This window comes from Corynebacterium uterequi, assembly GCF_001021065.1.
Classification (GTDB): domain Bacteria; phylum Actinomycetota; class Actinomycetes; order Mycobacteriales; family Mycobacteriaceae; genus Corynebacterium; species Corynebacterium uterequi.
Window position 1 is genome coordinate 829,383 of record NZ_CP011546.1, and the last position, 15,995, is coordinate 845,377.

Below are 15,995 nucleotides of genomic sequence, written 5' to 3' on the forward strand. Positions count from 1 at the left end.
TATTTGGACCTCTCGTCAACGTTGCTGGCGATTTGACAACGGCTTTCAACAATGTTCATTGTTATATGCTTGTGTGCTTAAGCTGAGAGATAGTAAAGAAAGCCCTGCACAATGCTGTGCAGGGCTTCAGCTTGGTCGGTTGGCCGTGAGGCTTAGGCCGTGGCGTCGACGGTGGCCGTCGTCTTGGTGCCGGAGGACTCGGAGGCGCCAGCGTTCCACAGGGAGTCGTCGAGGATCCCGTTGCGCTTGGCCACCACGGTCGCAATGATGTTCTGGCCCGTGACGTTGACGGCGGTGCGGCCCATGTCGATGATCGGCTCCGTGGCCAGCAGCAGGCCGACGCCCGCCAGCGGAAGGCCGAGCGTGGAGAGCATGAGGGTCAGCATGACCGTCGCTCCCGTCGTGCCGGCGGTGGCCGCAGAACCGAGAACGGCGACGATGATGATGAGCAGGTAGTGGCTGAACGTGAGTGGGACGTCATAGAACTGGGCCACGAAGATCGCTGCGATAGCCGGGTAGATGGAGGCGCAGCCGTCCATCTTCGAGGTAGCGGCCAGAGGCATGACGAAGGACGCGTATTCGCGGGGCACGCCCATCTTCTCTTCGGCGATCTGCTGGTTGACTGGCATGACACCCATCGAGGAACGGGTGAAGAACCCAAGGTTCGTCACCGGCCAGACGCGGCGATAGTACTCCAGGACCGGGATGCGGGCGAAGGCGAGGACGAGCGGATAGAGCACGAAGATGACCAAAGCGAGGCCGACGTAGATGGCGAGCACGAACTTGCCCAGGGATCCCAGGGCCTCCCACCCGTAGGTGGAGACGGCCTTGCCGATGAGGGCGGCGGTGCCGATCGGGGCGAGCCGGATGATCCACCACAGCATGACCTGGATGATCTTCAGTAGCGAGTCGGCGAACTTGAGGAAGGGCTCGGCGTCCTTGCCGGCCTTCACCGCCGCAATGCCGATGGCCAGGGAGAACACGAGGATCTGGAGGACGTTGAAGGAAACGCTAATGGAGTCTTCGGCACGGAGGGTGGCCCCGAGGCCGAGGAAGTTGGCGGGGACGACGGAGTTGATAAAGCCCATCCAGGAACCCATGGTGGAGGGTTCGGCGGCGGTGGCGGCGTCGACGCTCGTGCCCACGCCGGGCTTGAGGATCGTCGCGACCAGGATGCCGAAGACCACCGAGACGAAGGCGGTGATGGCAAACCACGCCAGCGTGGAGATGGCGAGCTTGGCGGCGTTGGTCACCTGCCGCAGGTTGGCGACTGACGTAACGACCGCGGTGAAGATGAGCGGCGGGATAAGCAGCTTGAGCAGCTGTACGTAGGTATTGCCGACCCACAGCAGCAGGGTCGTCAGCCAGCTGGTGGTGTCTTCCGGCAGGGCGGCGTCGAGGCGGCGTGCGAGGAAGCCGAGGGCGAGGCCAATAATGAGTCCGATGACTACCTGGACGCCGAAGTTGGTGCTCCAGGCGGGCAGCCGACGCTTCCGGGCGCTAGGGGTGGGGGAAAGAGTCATGTTGTTCTCCGTGTGTGGCGTTCCCGACGTCGCACGGCGACGCGGACGGGCGCCAATTGGTAAGACCATTGAAGTGAGTTGGAACCCTGAAATGATGTCATGAAGTGCCTTGGAAAAGCAAGACGCCTTGTTCTGCCCTCACTGAACAGATCGGTCTATGACGGCAGCGGGTCCGCGTCGTTACCTGGCACCGCCACCTGCTGGGATCTATCATTGCTGCTATGAAGCCCTTGATTGCCAGTGCCGTCGCCCTGAGCGCGCTGAGTATTTCCAGCATTCTTTCTCCCGTCCTCGATCCGATCAGTGACCTGTTCACGGCCTCCAGCGGAGAAGGCGACCGCGTCGACGTGCAGTCCTCCATCGACGTGATTCCCGGGATGATGACCTACCGCGGTTATCAGAATCTTGCCGATGCGGCCGTCAATCCTTATAACAAGGACGTCATCGCGCAACGTCCCGTCGGCGGCCTGTCCGGTATTGACCGCGCCGGGGATCTCTACCTGGCGATTAGCGATGATAAGAACGACGCGCGAGCCTACGCGATGACCGTGACCGGCGAGCAGGTCACCATCGAGGACGTTATTGCCCTGCGCGATGCTGAGGGCAAGCAGCTCAACGACGTCGACCCCGAGGGTATCCGCATGCTGCCCAACGGCACGTTCTTGTGGTCGGATGAAGGCTGGGCCAAGGAGGGGCGCTTCGAGTCTCCTCGCATTATCCACGCGGACCGCGACGGCACCTACCTCCGGGAGTTCGAGGTGCCCGCCTACCATGCCCCCAACGCCGAGGGCACCCGGGGTATTCACCACAACAACGGCCCCGAGGCCCTCGGTCTGACCAACGACGGCCGAGCGGTGACCGTCAACGAGAACGCGCTTGCTCAGGACGGCCCCCGTAACACCGAGGAGGCAGGTTCGCGCACGCGAGTCACGTTCTACAACATCGGTACCGGCAAGGCGGACAGCGAGTACGTCCTCGACATCGGACCGCTGTACCCCGGAGCCACCGACCGGGGCATCTCCTCGATCGTCGGATCCGAAGACGGCTCCCTGTTTGTGCTGGAACGCGGCTTCGTGCCCGGTAAGGGCAATAGCGCGGAGATTTATCGCCTCAACTTCGACGGTGCCACCGACGTGCTCGGCAAGGAAGCGCTCGACGGCAGCGAAACCCCCGTCACCAAGAAGATGGTCTTTGACTTCGCGGGCAACGACGAACACCCGGAGAACGTCGAGGGCATGGTGTGGGGCGTGCCGGAGGCCTTCGGCGAAGAGGACCCGCAGCTGCTGGTCGTCTCTGACGACAACTTCAACGCGCCGTCGCAGCGCACCCTCCTGCACCGCCTGAGCTTCTAAGAGCCCCGGCGGGGACGGGCGCTACTCCAACCCGGCCTTCACCGCTGGGATCATGACCGTGGGCAACTGCTCCACGTCCTTAGCCGGCGTCTGCTCTGCCTGGGGTAGCACCGCTGGCCCCTCGGCGGAGAGGTTGGTGATCGGGGCGGAGCGTACCTCGGGGTCGATGTCTAAGATCGCATCGCGGTGCGCGACGAACGCGCGGGCTACCAGCTTGCGGCTACTCACCGCCTCGTGGAGGGCGGCCGGAGGGCGGGCGAGACCGCCGATCAGCTGGCCGTCGTACACCGCCACCACACGCTGGCCGACCACTCCCAGCTCGACGAGGACCTGACACGGCTGGAGCAGCTCCACCGCTAAGTCCATGTCTAAGGGCTGTCCCTGGCGGAGAACTTCCGCCCCGTCGGGAACTGTCCCCACTGGCACCGCGAACATCGCCGGCGGGAGGAGCAACGCCCCCGTGAGCTGCCCAGAGGTGGCGTCCATGCTGGTCAGCCGGGCCTGGCACTGGGGAAGCAGGCCTGAGCGAAACACCCGATCGACGTCGAAGTATCTCTCCTTGTCTTGGTTGGCGACAAGCCCCAGGTAACCCGTCGGCCCTGTTACTAACCACCCCTCGGGGTGATCGGCCAGCGTGACCTCCACGTCCCAGTTGGGCAGGGCCCACGCTGCGGCGTGATTAATCCGAGTCAGCGGCAGGTGCTTCGCCGTGAACGCGGCGCTGGGGACGAGCGGGTAGGTCGAAAGTTGCATAGACCCTAGATTAGACACCGTCGGCCACGGCGGGCGATGCGGGCCACGGCCATGATAAATTGATGCCCGTGAATAAGACAGGCCTTCTTCGATGGTTCCGCTTAGCGCCGACGAAGGGGATGAATCGATGACCGAGATCGCCGGGTATGCCCCGGAGGCGGTCGCCCTGGCGGCCACCCTCACCCTGCTGGCCGGCCTGGCCACGAGCATCGGCGGGATGATCGGTGTCGCCGCGCGCACCCCGGGCCCGAAGTTCCTCGCCGGGGCCCTCGGGTGCTCCGCCGGGGTGATGCTGTACGTGTCCTTTGTCGAGATCCTCCCCAAAGCGCAGGAGTACCTCGGCGAGGCACTGGGGGCGAAGGCCGGCGCCTGGGCGGCGGTGGGAGCATTCTTCCTCGGGATAGCCATCATCGCGGTCATTGACTTCTTCGTGCCCGAGGACATCAACCCCCACGAGCCGGCCAATGCGACGAAACCAGCCAGCGGCGCGCTCCTCGCTCAGCGCTCCCACCTTATGAAGGCGGGGGTGATGACGGCAGTAGCGCTCGGCCTGCATAACTTCCCCGAGGGTTTCGCGACGTTCGTCTCCGGGCTGGAGGACCTCTCGGTCGCGCTCCCGGTCGTCGTCGCCATCGCCATCCACAACATCCCGGAGGGTGTGGCCGTCGCGGTCCCCATCCGGGAGGCCACCGGCTCGCGCCGGGCGGGGTTGCGGTGGGCTACCTTATCCGGCCTGGCCGAGCCTGCCGGCGCCTTGCTGGGCTTCCTCGTGTTGCTGCCGTTTATGTCCCCGGCCACGATGGGCGTCGCGTTCGCCGCCGTCGCTGGGGTGATGGTGTTCATCTCCCTAGACGAGCTGCTGCCCACGGCGGAGAAGACCGGCGAACACCATGTGGCCATCTACGGGCTCGTCGCCGGTATGGCCGTCATGGCGCTGTCGCTGCTGCTGTTTATCTAGCCAGCTCTAGTGCTTGCTGGCGGCACCCGCCGCCCGGTTGGCGATGTGCTCCGGGGTGGCCTTGTGTCCCGGGATGAGGGCTTCCACGCCCTCGACGACGCCGTAGGCCACGAAGCCCCAGGCCAAACCAAAGATGAGGGAGCCGACCGTGTTGGCCAGCCACCCCAGCGCACCGCCGCCCAGGTGGTGCGCCCAGTGCTCAAAGTTGTGGATGAGGTCATAGGGCCACGACCACACCAGCTCGGCGAGCCCGGCGACGACGATGTGGCCGCCAACCCACAGCATGGCGAAGGTGCCGACCACGGAGATCGTGCCCAAGATGATTGGCATCGCGCGGACCAGTCCGCGCCCGAGGGCCTCGCCCCGGCCGCGCTTAATCATGCCGACGCCGATGTCGTCGAGCTTGACGAGCAACGCCACCGCGCCGTACACGCCCAGCGTGATGACGATGCCCACCGCGATAAGCACGCCGAGGCGCATCCAGAAGCTCTGATCGAGCACCGAATTCAAGGAAATAACCATGATCTCGGCGGACAGGATCAGGTCCGTGGTAATGGCGGCCTTAACGAGCTTGTCCTCGGCCTCCGGGCCGGAATCCCGGGCCGGCTCTTCGTGGGAACCGTGCCCCAGGACGGCCCCGAGAACCTTGTGCGCGCCCTCGTAACACAGGTAGGTGCCGCCGAGCATGAGCAGCGGCGTGAGGGCCCACGGCGCCAGCCAGCTCAGCAGCATCGCGATCGGCAGGATGATGACCAGCTTATTAATGAGGGAACCCTTGGTGATGCGCCAGATCATGGGCAGTTCCCGCTTCGGCGAGCTGCCTTCCAGGAACCCGGGGGTGACCGCGGCGTCATCGATGACCACACCCGCGGACTTCATGGTGGTTTTACCGGTCAGGGCGGCGACGTCGTCAATGCTTGCGGCGGCATTGCGGGCGATCAACGCCACGTCGTCGAGAAGGGCTAGCAGGCCACCGGCCATAAGAAGAACCTTTCGTTGGGGGGAATTGTTGTCCTAAAATCGGACCATCGACAGACTTTAGCCGGTTATCGCGCCGGGTGCGTGATGCGCTAAAATTGTCGGAAGTTGAGCGCCTCCATCATCACGCTCAGCCACGGGTGCCCACCGCTGTGGGCTGAGATTCCTGCGAACGAAGACGCAGGGGAACCGTTGAACCTGATCCGGGTAATTCCGGCGCTAGGAAGGAAAGTAAATACCGTGAATTCGTCATGGCGTGTCATTGATATCGTCACCACGGCCGTGCTCGGCATCGCCGTCGGAATGCTGTTCTGGGTATGGAACATCGTCGGCTACGCCGGCTTCACCGCACTTGATACCCTCACCCCGGGCCTGGGTGGGCTCGTCGCCGGCACCTGGCTTATCGGCGGCGTCCTCGGCGGGCTGATCATCCGCAAGCCGGGCGCGGCGGTTGCCGTCGAACTCATCGCCGCCATGGTCTCCGCGCTTTTGGGTAACCAGTGGGGAATCGGAACCGTCTACTCCGGCATCGCCCAGGGCTTGGGCGCCGAACTCATCTTCGCAGTTTTCGCCTATCGACGCTTCGGCCTCGTCCCGGCCCTGCTCGCCGGCGCGTCGTCAGGCGTGGGCGCCTTTTTGCTTGAGCTCATCACCTCGGCGAATCTGGCCAAGTCGCTCGGCTTCAATGTGATCTATCTCAGCTGCCTCATCATCTCCGGGGTGCTTCTGGCCGGCCTCGGCGGGTACTACCTGGTTCGCGCCTTGGCCGGCACCGGGGTGCTCGACCGCTTCGGCCCGGGTCGCGACCTGCGCGCGTCTGCACTGGGGTCGTCGGACCTGTGAGCGCGGTTCGCCTGCGCGGCGTCGGCTACCGGCACGCCGCCCGCCCCGACGATGCCCTCAGCGGGGTCGACCTCGACGTCAGCCCCGGCGACATCGTCCTTATCACCGGAGACAGCGGAGCCGGCAAGTCGACGCTCCTGGCGGCCATCGCTGGGTTGTTGGGCGATGCCGCCGACGGTACCCTGCGCGGAACCATCAGCGTTGACGGGACCGTCGGCATGGTGTTGCAAGACCCCGACTCCCAGGTCATCGCCTCCCGCGTGGGCGACGACGTCGCCTTCGGCGCCGAGAACCTCGCCGTGGAGCGCGACGAGATCTGGCGCCGGGTTGAGCGCGCCCTCACCCTGGTCGGCCTGGACCTGCCCCTGAATCACCCCACCGAGCTGCTCTCCGGCGGGCAAAAGCAACGACTCGCCCTGGCCGGAGTCTTGGCCATGGGTGCCGGCGTGCTCCTGCTCGACGAGCCCACGGCCAATCTCGACCCGGTTGGCCGAGAACAGATCGTGACCGCAGTGGGGGACATCGCCCGAGCTACCGGCGCCGCCGTCATCATTGCGGAACACCGGCCGCACCACTGGCTGCGCCTCAACCCCACCTTGTACAGGCTCACCCCCGGTGGCCTCGACGCGCTCGATGCCCTCCCACCGTTGCCCGCGGTCGCCTCCGCCCACCCCGAGTACGCCACCAACGCCGCCGCGGTATGGACTAAAGACCTCGTCACCCCGGCGGGACGCCCGGGCACCATCCTCATCCCGGGGGGAGCCTCCACCGTCATCATGGGTCCGAACGGAGCCGGGAAGTCGACCCTCGCGGTCACCATGGGCGGTCTGCAGGCCCCCATCTCCGGCACTGTCGACTACGCCGAGAGCATCCGACGAGGATTAACGGGACCGGCACATCGATGGCCGTCGAGCAAGCTAGCCCGCCGGCTCGGCTTCGTCTTCCAAGACCCGGAACACCACTTCTCGCTGCGCACGGTGCGCGACGAGCTTGCGGCATCCGGCGCGTCGGCGCGCAGCGTCGTCGAGTGGCTTGATCGACTGCGTCTCACCCACGTCGCCAGCGCTAACCCCTTCACCCTCTCCGGCGGGGAGAAGCGTCGCCTGTCCGTTGCCACGGCCCTCATTAACGCCCCCGAGCTGATCATCCTCGACGAGCCGACCTTCGGCCAAGACGACGCCGGACTCGTCGAGTTGCTCGCCCTCATCCGCGAGATCAACCGCGCCGGCCGCACGGTCGTATCCATCACCCACGATGAGCTGTATCGAACCGCTCTCGGCGATAAGGAGGTGACCCTCTAAGTGAACGTCCTGGAAGGCGTGAATCCGGTGGCGAAGGTCATCGCCCTGGTGGTGCTCACCACGCCGCTCATGTTGTCCGTGGACGCCGTGTCCGCCGGCATCGTGCTCGCCGCCACCGTCCTAGCTGCGCCACTGTGTGGCGTCGGACTGCTGCGGCTAGCGCGCCGGGGAGCTCCGATTATGGTGGCTGCCGCGTTGGCCAGCGTGTCCATGGCGCTGTTCGGCGCCCCCGACGGCCACGTCTACCTCCACCTGGGACTCTTCCACGTCACGGACAATTCTCTCTCCCTGGCGGTGGCCATTTTCGTCCGCGTGCTCGCCATCGGCCTGCCGGTCGTGGTGTTGAGCGCGCATATCGACGCAACTGAACTGGGCGATGGGCTCGCGCAGATCCTGCACCTCCCGCACCGCTTCGTCATCGCCACCGTCGCCGGAGTGCGGCTGATTGGGCTGCTGCGTAGCGATCTCGCGTCGATCCGCATGGCGCGGCGGGCCAGAGGCCTTGCCGACGATACGGGGCTGAAGTACTGGCTGACGGTGTCCTTCGGGGTGTTGGTGTCGGCGTTGCGGCGTTCCGCGAAGCTGGCGACGGCGATGGAGGCCCGCGGCTTTGGCCGAGGCACCACCCGCACGTGGGCGCGGCCGTCACGGCTGCGGACGCGGGACGTCACACTCATGGTCGTCGCGTCGGTGATCGGATTCGGCAGCGTGGCCGTTGCGGTGGCCGTCGGCGCGGCGCGGTTTTTGGGGGTGAGCTAGCGGTATGCGCAGCTTCGTGCTCGTCGACGGCCGATCCGGCGCCGGCAAAACCACGTACGCACAGCGGCTCTCCGAGGCCACCGGGATACCCGTCGTGCACCTTGAGGACTTTTACCCCGGGTGGTCGGGGCTACGGCAGGCCTCGCAGATGGTCGCCGATGACGTCTTGCACCCCACCCACCCCGGCTTCCGGCGCTGGGATTGGGACGCTAACCGGCCGGGGGAGTGGGTCGAGTTGGACCCCGCATCGGACTACATCATCGAGGGCGTCGGCGCGCTGACCCAACGCAACATCGACGCCGCCCGCGCCCTCGGAGAGGTGCGCACCGTGCGGCTAGTTGCCGAGGAACAGACCCGCAAGCGCCGGGCCTTAACGCGCGATCCTTACTACCGCGACTACTGGGAGCAGTGGGCGCAGCAGGAGCGTGCTTTCTTCGCCGCCGAGGGGCGGGTGCCTGCCGACGACATCGTCTACGTCTCCGCCGGCGACGAGGGCGAGGTTGAGCCGCCAGCCGGCATGAGCGCCGGGGCGTCGGCCCAGAAGAGTTCGTAGCCCTGCTCGGCGAGCCACGCGAGAGCGTCGCCGCCGTACCGGGCAATGCCGGCGATGGCGGTGACGGTGGCCGACATGGCTCGGTGGGTGTCCGTGGCGCTGAGGTATCCGGCGGCACACGCCGCGGCCAATTCGTCGAGGTCGAGGACCTCTGCGGCGGCGTCGGCGTGGGTGACGATGTCGACGTACAGATCCCGCGTGCGCCACACGGACGCGTCGCCGCGCGTGTCGCGGGTGACGTCGGCGACGTCGATGTAGAGCTCCTGGGACTGCTCAACGCCGGGCCGGAAGTGGAAGATATTCACGCGCAGGCTCAAGGCCGGGATGAGCCAGGATTCGAGGTAGCCGAAGCGCGGGTGGTCAGCCCCGCGGGCCATATACAGGCCCCAGTCCGTCTCTACAAAGCGCTCAACCACCCGCGTGAAACCTTTGGGGTCCACATTGGTGAGCGCAGAAACGTCGAAGGTTTCCTGCTTGACGGGGTGGAGATCCACGCTGCGGGCCTAGCGGGCGTTGATGACGCCGGCGGTGGGCAGGAAGGTGCAGCTCCCCTCGGTGGTGGCCACCGTCCCCTTGAGCACCGCCACCACCACGCCCTCGCCGGTGTCTGCCACGCCGGAGATAGTGGCCGGGCCCTGCGGGTTGATGCCGTGCTCGCCTAGCGGGGTCTCCCCGAACGCAAGAGTGTCGAGGTTGAGCCAGGTCACCGTCATGCCGCCCTGCTCGGCGGCGGCCGGGGCGGTACCCAGGGCGGTAAAGAGGAAGGCAGTCTGGTTCGCGCCAGCACCGGGGGCGGGCAACTCCGACGGTCCGGGAACGGCCAACGCGGTGCCCGTCGCCGTCTGGGTGCCGCCGATGCATTTACCCGACACCGTCGGCCACGCGAACTGGGCGATCTCCGGAGCCACGGCCGGGTCCAAAAGCTCAGGGGAGCCTTCCCCGGTTGCGGCCTCGCCGGTGCCGACGGCCAGGCCGGCGCGCAGCGTCTCGGAGATCTCGGCGGGCAGCCACGGCTGGGCGGCGAGCTGGTTGACCCGCTCCTCCACGAGGGGAGTGGGGCGGCCCAGCTCATCGAGGTAGGCGGTCTGGCTGAAGATCGGCCCAGAGGAACCCAGGGCGATGTCACCGAGCAGCGACTGGTCAGCGACGGCGTGGAGCGAAGAGGCGGCGATGATCCCCGCCCCAGCGATGATGGCGGCGGCCACGGCGCGGGGACGGACGCCCGAACCGGAGCGGGTGGGAATAGCGTGCTTGGGAGATCGTGCCACGGTGCGTCAGCGCCCTTCGTCTCACAGGTGCGAAGAAGTCTTCGCCTACCTTTTTCTGCGTCTTTATTGATGTTAAGTGTAGCCCCGGCGCGGCCGCGGCGGGCAAGCCGGTCTCGCCTGAGACCAAGAACGACCGAAGTGAGCGTGCACGAAGACCACCGACCGAGTAGTGTGTAGCGACGGCGCAGCACCCGCCTGCACTTTCCCCAAGCCGAGGAGCATGACCCCAGTGACCCCAATTCACCCTGAGTTCCGCAACGTTGCCATCGTCGCCCACGTTGACCACGGCAAGACCACGCTCGTCAACGCCATGCTGGAACAGTCCGGCGCCTTCGGCGACCACGGTGACGTCACCGACCGCGTCATGGACTCCGGTGACCTGGAGAAGGAAAAGGGCATCACGATCCTGGCGAAGAACACGTCCATCCGCCGCAAGGGCAAGGGTAAGGACGGCGCTGACCTGGTCATCAACGTCATCGACACCCCGGGCCACGCCGACTTCGGCGGCGAGGTAGAGCGCGGCCTGTCCATGGTCGACGGCGTGGTGCTGCTCGTCGACGCGTCCGAGGGACCGCTCCCGCAGACCCGATTCGTGCTCTCTAAGGCCCTGGAAGCCAAGATGCCGGTCATCATCTGCGTGAACAAGACGGACCGTCCCGACGCCCGCATCGACGAAGTGGTCGAGGAATCCCAGGACCTGCTGCTGGAGCTCGCTAGCGCCTTGGAGGACCCGGAGGCCGCCGAGGCGGCCGAGCAGCTGCTGGAGCTTCCGGTGCTGTACGCCTCCGGCCGCGAGGGCAAGGCCTCCACCGAGAACCCCGGCAACGCCAACGTCCCCGACGCCGCTGACCTGCAGGACCTCTTCGACGTCATCTACGACGTGCTGCCGGAGCCGTCGGCGGACATCGAGGCCCCCCTGCAGGCCCACGTTACGAACCTGGACTCCTCCTCCTTCCTGGGCCGCATCGCGCTCATCCGCGTGCACAAGGGCACGATCAAGAAGGGCCAGCAGGTCGCGTGGTTGCACTACGACGCCGAGGGCGAGCTGCACGTCAAGAACGTCCGGGTGGCCGAGCTGCTCATCACCGAAGGCGTGGAGCGCAACCCCTCCGATAACCCGGTGGTCGCCGGCGACATCGCCGCCATCTCAGGCATTGACGAGATCATGATCGGTGACACCCTCTGCGACCCGGAGCACGTGGACCCGCTGCCGCGCATCACCGTTGACGAGCCGGCGATCTCCATGACCATTGGCGTCAATACCTCGCCCATGGCCGGCCGCGGCGGCGGCAGCAAGCTCACCGCCCGCATGATTAAGGCGCGCCTGGACCAGGAGCTCATCGGTAACGTCTCCATCCGCGTGCTGCCGACCGAGCGCCCCGACGCCTGGGAGGTTCAGGGCCGCGGCGAGATGGCGTTGACCGTCCTCATCGAGACCATGCGCCGGGAGGGCTTCGAGCTCACTGTCGGCAAGCCGCAGGTGGTGACTCAGACCGTCGACGGGGCGATCTACGAGCCCTATGACCACATGGTGATTGACACCCCGGCCGAGTACCAGGGCAACGTCACCCAGCTCATGGCCGCCCGCAAGGGCCAGATGACGGCGATGAGCAACGCCGCCGGCGGCTGGATCCGGATGGAGTACGACGTGCCGGCACGTGGCCTCATCGGTTTCCGCACGACCTTCCTCACCCAGACCTCCGGCGCGGGTATCGCCAACTCCTACTCGATCGAGCACCGCCCCTGGGCCGGCGAGATCAAGGACCGCCCGTCGGGCTCGCTCGTGGCCGACCGCAGCGGCGCCGTCACCGCCTACGCGCTGACCCAGCTGGCGGATCGTGGCACCTTCTTCGTGGAACCGGGCGATGAGGTCTACGAAGGAACCGTCATCGGCGCGAACAACCGCGACGAGGACATGGACGTCAATATCACCAAGGAGAAGAAGCTGACCAACATGCGCTCGGCCACCGCCGACGCGACGGTCACCCTCAACAAGGCCAAGACGCTCTCCCTCGACGAAGCCGTTGAGTTCTGCGGCAACGACGAGTGCGTCGAGATCGGCCCGGACGTCATGCGCGTGCGCAAGATCATCCTCAACGCCACCGAGCGCGGGCGTGCTCGCTCCCGGGAGAAGGCCCTCAACAAGTAACCTAGGTGGGGTGCTAGACACCCACCTGGTTTCCCCGCCCCGCCGGCTCGCGCTCGCTGCGACGTCGGTGCTATGCGCGGGACTGCTTGCCGCCTGCGTAGCAAACCCGGGTCCGCCGCCGCTGGTTGACCCGACGGATCCGACGCTGTCGTCGGCGCCGCAGCCGGAGGAAACCCGCGCCCCGGAGCCCGCACCTACCACCCGCAGCGAGATCAGCGTCGGCGTGGAGGGGTTGCGCGGCGGGCTGAACCCGCACCTGCTCTCGGACACGAACCCCACCGTCGACGCTATCGCCGACCTCACGTTGCCCTCCGCCTTCATCGACGGCGACATGAACGACGACCTGCTCGTTGACGCAGAGTCGATGGCCCCCGCGGAGGCCAAGAAAGCCGCCGAGCCGAACGTGGAGACGGAAGTCACCGGTGACGGCCCTGCGGCGGCACCGGTTCAGCAAGTGCTGCGCTACCGCATCCACCCGGAGGCCCAATGGTCCGACGGCACGCCCATTACCGGCGCGGACTTCATCTACCTGTGGAAAGCGAAGACCCACGCGCCCGGGGTGATCAACGCCGCCCCCTATGAGGCGATCAGCGCCATCCGAACGAGTAACGGCGGCCGCGCCGTGGAGGTGGACCTCACTAGCCCGGTTATCGAGTGGGAGTCGCTCTTTTCTCACCTGTTGCCCAGCCACCTCGCGGCCCCGGAGGCAACCGACTTCGCGGCGGTGTTCTATAACTCCCTGCCCGCGGCGGGGGGCCGCTACCTCGTTGACGCCGTCGATCGCTCCCGCGGCATCATTACCTTGCATCGCAATGACCGGTTCTGGGGCGCCGATCCCGCCCACATCGAGATTCTGCACCTGCATACCGTGACCGGGCCGATGCACGCCGCGGATCTGCTGCGCAGCGGCCAGACCGCGATGATGGACCTCATCCCGCAGGAGACCACCATCACCGCGGTGCAGCTGCTCCCAGGCATGCAGTCGCAGATCCTCACCGGTCCCCGGCAGTTGCGCATCGACCTCAATACCGAATCTGCGGCCTTCCGCAGCGTCGACGCCCGGGCGGCTTTCACGCGGCTCGTCGACGTTCCACTGCTGGCCCAGCAGGCAACCGGCCGGCGCTCCTACCTGGCGATTCCCGATCACCCGCCGGCCACCCAGATTCCCGGTTTCGACGGCGACGCGCCCACCCAGCTCAGTGCCGAGAACAACTGGGGCGCCGACGGGGGCACCGCCGGCAGCCGGTGGATGTCGAGCACCGCCCCCACGTCGTCGAGCACGGCGGCGTCTCCGCTGGCGCAGGGGCCGGCCCTGACCATCGGCTACGACGGCGCCGACGCCACCGCCTCCGCTGCCGCGCGAACGCTTAAGGACCTGCTGGCTCGTCACGGAATCGACGCAAACACCGTGGTCACCGACCTTTCGCGGGCAACCTCGCACCAACTGCCCGACGGCGAGCTCGACATGTTGGTGTACCAGGCCTACAACGACGGCACCATCGCGGCAGCCGCCTCCCAGCTGAGCTGCCCTGACGAGGAATCGCGCGCGTGGGCGGCGAACCTCACCGGCTACTGCACCCCGGAGACCGAGGACCTGGTAGCCAGAATGCTCGGCGGCGCCTACGGCCCGCAACGAGCGAACGCCCTTGCCGACGAGATTCACCGCGAGCAGCACCTGAGCATCCCCATCGTCTACGAAACCCGGATCCTGGCCCGGGGAGACGGTATCGTGGTGCCCGCTCTAGGCGGCGAAGCTGCCGCCAGCGACCAACCCCAGCCGGCCGACTTGTCCACCGCCGCGACGTGGACCCTGAAAGGAGAACACCGATGACCCGCGACCTCGCAGGCTACCGAGTCCTCGCAGTGCACGCCCACCCCGATGACGAATCCTTGTGGACGGGAGGCGCCCTGGCCTCCCTCGCGCAGCGGGGCGCCGACGTCACCGTCGTGACCTGCACTCTCGGGGAGGAGGGTGAGGTCATCGGGGAGACGTACCAAGAGTTGGTGGCCGATCACGGCGACCAGCTCGGCGGGTTCCGCATCGGCGAGCTCCGTGAGGCCCTGGGGCACCTCGGCGTCCACGGCATCCACCTGGGAGCGCCGGGTCGCTACCGAGATTCCGGGATGGCGGGCTCCCCGGCGCACGCCAACCCTCGGGCGTTCGTCAATAACACGGACCGCGCCGTCGAGGACTTGGTGGAGGTGCTCGCGCAGTACCGCCCGCACGTCCTTATCACCTACGGCCCGGACGGCGGATATGGGCACCCGGACCATATCCAGGCGCACCGCATCTCCCACCTCGCCGCTGAGCAGGTGCCCGTCGGCCGGATCCTGTGGGCGGTGACCGAGCGCGCCGAGCTGACCGCGGGGCTGGCCGCGCTGAGGACGATCCCGGCTGGTTGGCGCCGCGCCGACGACGAGATCGCTTCCGTTGACGGCTCGGACGTGGCGGTGGACCTCGATGACCAGGCCTACTACGCCAAGGCCGAAGCCATGCGCGCCCACGCCACCCAGTTGTGGTTAGCCGACGGCCGCAGCTCCCACACCAACCCTCACCCGGCGGACGCCGACTCCGCCGCGGGGCTGGTCACCTTTGCTCTGTCTAACCTCATCGCCCAGCCGCTCATGTGTCGCGAGCACTATCAGGTGGGCTCCGGCCCGGCCTACAGTTCTCCGTCGGCATGTCTGCTGGAGGGACTGGAACGCTAGTGGCGTGGCGCGTTCGCCGGCACCCCGCCTCCCGGTCGGTGGTGAGAGATAGTTTCAGCCGATCCGAGGCGGTGGCCGCGCTTGCCTGGCTGGCCGGTTTCGCCGCCGTCGCCGCCGTCATCGAAGCGTTCTATCTGTCGGCGTCGGTTCGGATTATGGGCGCGGATATAGCGCTGCCCTGGCCGCTGGTGGCCGCGCCGTGGTTCAACGCGGTGCTGGTCAAGACGGCGAAGCTGTGGTCGCAGCGGACGGTAGTGGCGCTGGTACCCATTGTGGTGTGGGCGGCGGCGCTGGGCGTGGCGTGGCAGCCGGCGGCAGCGTTGTTAACGACGTGGTGGCCGTTGGCCGTGCTCGCGGCGCTGGGCGTCCTCGGCGGGCTGAGGCCGTTGGTACGCGGCCGATAGCCTACTATGATCCGAGACGTGTTGCGGCGGCGCGAGAAAGACCCGCACTAGACAACCGCGAGACTTCAAACACCAAGGAGCTTGGAAAACCCGATGACTTACACGATCGCTCAGCCGTGCGTCGATGTCCTCGACCGCGGATGCGTTGAGGAATGCCCGGTCGACTGCATTTACGAGGGCAAGCGGATGCTCTACATCCACCCCGACGAGTGCGTCGACTGCGGCGCCTGCGAGCCGGCTTGCCCCACGGAGGCCATCTTCTACGAGGACGACGTCCCCGAGGAATGGTGGGACTACAACGAGGCTAACGCCGGCTTCTTCGACGATCTCGGTTCCCCGGGCGGGGCGACCAAGCTGGGGCCGCAGGACTTCGACCACCCCATGATCGCCGCCCTGCCACCACAAAACCAGGACTAGCGTCGCGTCGGAGCAGCGACCGCCGAGG

The 15,995-nt window shown here is 66.8% G+C and carries 16 protein-coding genes and 1 riboswitch; of the genes, 11 read left to right on the top strand and 5 right to left on the bottom strand.

The window, feature by feature from the left end; genetic code table 11:
- Positions 1-152 precede the first annotated feature (152 nt).
- Positions 153-1,523, bottom strand: coding sequence for a dicarboxylate/amino acid:cation symporter (locus tag CUTER_RS03915; protein ID WP_047259313.1), 1,371 nt, complete (start codon positions 1,521-1,523; stop codon positions 153-155).
- Between the two features lie 221 nt (positions 1,524-1,744).
- On the opposite strand from CUTER_RS03915, the gene CUTER_RS03920 reads away from it, so the two are divergent.
- Positions 1,745-2,875, top strand: coding sequence for an esterase-like activity of phytase family protein (locus tag CUTER_RS03920; protein ID WP_047259314.1), 1,131 nt, complete (start codon positions 1,745-1,747; stop codon positions 2,873-2,875).
- A gap of 21 nt (positions 2,876-2,896) precedes the next feature.
- On the opposite strand, the gene CUTER_RS03925 is transcribed toward CUTER_RS03920, so the two are convergent.
- On the bottom strand, positions 2,897-3,628 hold the full coding sequence (locus CUTER_RS03925) for a hypothetical protein (protein WP_047259315.1): 732 nt from the start codon (positions 3,626-3,628) through the stop codon (positions 2,897-2,899).
- Positions 3,629-3,755: 127 nt separating this feature from the next.
- Here CUTER_RS03925 and zupT point away from each other — a divergent pair, with 127 nt between their 5' ends.
- Positions 3,756-4,586 (top strand): zinc transporter ZupT, encoded by an 831-nt coding sequence (gene zupT / locus CUTER_RS03930; protein ID WP_047260592.1) that lies wholly within the window; start codon positions 3,756-3,758, stop codon positions 4,584-4,586.
- A 6-nt stretch (positions 4,587-4,592) separates the two neighbouring features.
- Here zupT and CUTER_RS03935 read toward each other — a convergent pair whose 3' ends face one another.
- Positions 4,593-5,567, bottom strand: a complete 975-nt coding sequence (locus CUTER_RS03935) for a DUF808 domain-containing protein (RefSeq protein ID WP_047259316.1) — start codon at positions 5,565-5,567, stop codon at positions 4,593-4,595.
- Between the two features lie 123 nt (positions 5,568-5,690).
- A riboswitch (TPP riboswitch) is annotated at positions 5,691-5,807 on the top strand.
- Between CUTER_RS03935 and CUTER_RS03940 the strand changes: the two genes are divergently transcribed.
- The 4 genes from CUTER_RS03940 (at position 5,805) to CUTER_RS03955 (ending at position 9,020) form a co-directional block, all read left to right on the top strand.
- On the top strand, positions 5,805-6,407 hold the full coding sequence (locus CUTER_RS03940) for an ECF transporter S component (protein WP_236684761.1): 603 nt from the start codon (positions 5,805-5,807) through the stop codon (positions 6,405-6,407). It overlaps the preceding riboswitch by 3 nt.
- Positions 6,404-7,708 (top strand): ABC transporter ATP-binding protein, encoded by a 1,305-nt coding sequence (locus tag CUTER_RS03945; RefSeq protein WP_047259317.1) that lies wholly within the window; start codon positions 6,404-6,406, stop codon positions 7,706-7,708. Before CUTER_RS03940 ends, CUTER_RS03945 begins: the two co-directional genes overlap by 4 nt.
- Positions 7,709-8,467: an energy-coupling factor transporter transmembrane component T family protein gene (locus CUTER_RS03950; RefSeq protein ID WP_047259318.1), complete on the top strand. Its 759-nt coding sequence runs from the start codon at positions 7,709-7,711 to the stop codon at positions 8,465-8,467. It begins immediately after the preceding gene.
- A gap of 4 nt (positions 8,468-8,471) precedes the next feature.
- Positions 8,472-9,020: a nucleoside/nucleotide kinase family protein gene (locus CUTER_RS03955; protein WP_047259319.1), complete on the top strand. Its 549-nt coding sequence runs from the start codon at positions 8,472-8,474 to the stop codon at positions 9,018-9,020.
- On the opposite strand, the gene CUTER_RS03960 is transcribed toward CUTER_RS03955, so the two are convergent.
- Both CUTER_RS03960 and CUTER_RS03965 read right to left on the bottom strand, forming a co-directional pair.
- Positions 8,939-9,514, bottom strand: coding sequence for a DUF402 domain-containing protein (locus tag CUTER_RS03960; protein ID WP_047259320.1), 576 nt, complete (start codon positions 9,512-9,514; stop codon positions 8,939-8,941). The genes CUTER_RS03955 and CUTER_RS03960 overlap by 82 nt on opposite strands.
- A 9-nt stretch (positions 9,515-9,523) precedes the next feature.
- Positions 9,524-10,288, bottom strand: a complete 765-nt coding sequence (locus CUTER_RS03965; protein ID WP_047259321.1) for an Rv1157c family protein — start codon at positions 10,286-10,288, stop codon at positions 9,524-9,526.
- Between the two features lie 220 nt (positions 10,289-10,508).
- Between CUTER_RS03965 and typA the strand changes: the two genes are divergently transcribed.
- From typA to fdxA, 5 genes are all read left to right on the top strand, one after another.
- Positions 10,509-12,437 (top strand): translational GTPase TypA, encoded by a 1,929-nt coding sequence (gene typA / locus CUTER_RS03970; RefSeq protein WP_047259322.1) that lies wholly within the window; start codon positions 10,509-10,511, stop codon positions 12,435-12,437.
- Between the two features lie 10 nt (positions 12,438-12,447).
- The gene (locus CUTER_RS11035) at positions 12,448-14,268 is read left to right on the top strand and encodes an ABC transporter family substrate-binding protein (RefSeq protein ID WP_052844025.1); all 1,821 of its coding nucleotides are present in this window, start codon (positions 12,448-12,450) and stop codon (positions 14,266-14,268) included.
- Positions 14,265-15,146 carry an N-acetyl-1-D-myo-inositol-2-amino-2-deoxy-alpha-D-glucopyranoside deacetylase gene (mshB, locus tag CUTER_RS03980; RefSeq protein ID WP_047259323.1) on the top strand — a complete coding sequence of 294 codons (882 nt, stop codon included), beginning with the start codon at positions 14,265-14,267 and terminating at the stop codon, positions 15,144-15,146. The genes CUTER_RS11035 and mshB overlap by 4 nt, the downstream gene beginning before the upstream one ends.
- Positions 15,146-15,550: a hypothetical protein gene (locus CUTER_RS03985; RefSeq protein ID WP_052844026.1), complete on the top strand. Its 405-nt coding sequence runs from the start codon at positions 15,146-15,148 to the stop codon at positions 15,548-15,550. The genes mshB and CUTER_RS03985 overlap by 1 nt, the downstream gene beginning before the upstream one ends.
- A 93-nt stretch (positions 15,551-15,643) precedes the next feature.
- Entirely contained in the window at positions 15,644-15,967 is a 324-nt protein-coding gene (gene fdxA, locus CUTER_RS03990) for a ferredoxin (protein WP_047259324.1), read from the top strand.
- The last annotated feature ends 28 nt before the right edge of the window (positions 15,968-15,995 follow it).

What these genes read in the sequence shown, in the direction of transcription:
- CUTER_RS03915 (WP_047259313.1), bottom strand. Translation starts at nt 1,523, where the DNA reads ATGACTCTTTCCCCCACCCCTAGCGCCCGGAAGCGTCGGCTGCCCGCC.
- mshB (WP_047259323.1), top strand. Translation starts at nt 14,265, where the DNA reads ATGACCCGCGACCTCGCAGGCTACCGAGTCCTCGCAGTGCACGCCCAC.
- zupT (WP_047260592.1), top strand. Translation starts at nt 3,756, where the DNA reads ATGACCGAGATCGCCGGGTATGCCCCGGAGGCGGTCGCCCTGGCGGCC.
- CUTER_RS03955 (WP_047259319.1), top strand. Translation starts at nt 8,472, where the DNA reads ATGCGCAGCTTCGTGCTCGTCGACGGCCGATCCGGCGCCGGCAAAACC.
- CUTER_RS03935 (WP_047259316.1), bottom strand. Translation starts at nt 5,567, where the DNA reads ATGGCCGGTGGCCTGCTAGCCCTTCTCGACGACGTGGCGTTGATCGCC.
- typA (WP_047259322.1), top strand. Translation starts at nt 10,509, where the DNA reads ATGACCCCAGTGACCCCAATTCACCCTGAGTTCCGCAACGTTGCCATC.
- CUTER_RS03920 (WP_047259314.1), top strand. Translation starts at nt 1,745, where the DNA reads ATGAAGCCCTTGATTGCCAGTGCCGTCGCCCTGAGCGCGCTGAGTATT.
- CUTER_RS03925 (WP_047259315.1), bottom strand. Translation starts at nt 3,628, where the DNA reads ATGCAACTTTCGACCTACCCGCTCGTCCCCAGCGCCGCGTTCACGGCG.
- fdxA (WP_047259324.1), top strand. Translation starts at nt 15,644, where the DNA reads ATGACTTACACGATCGCTCAGCCGTGCGTCGATGTCCTCGACCGCGGA.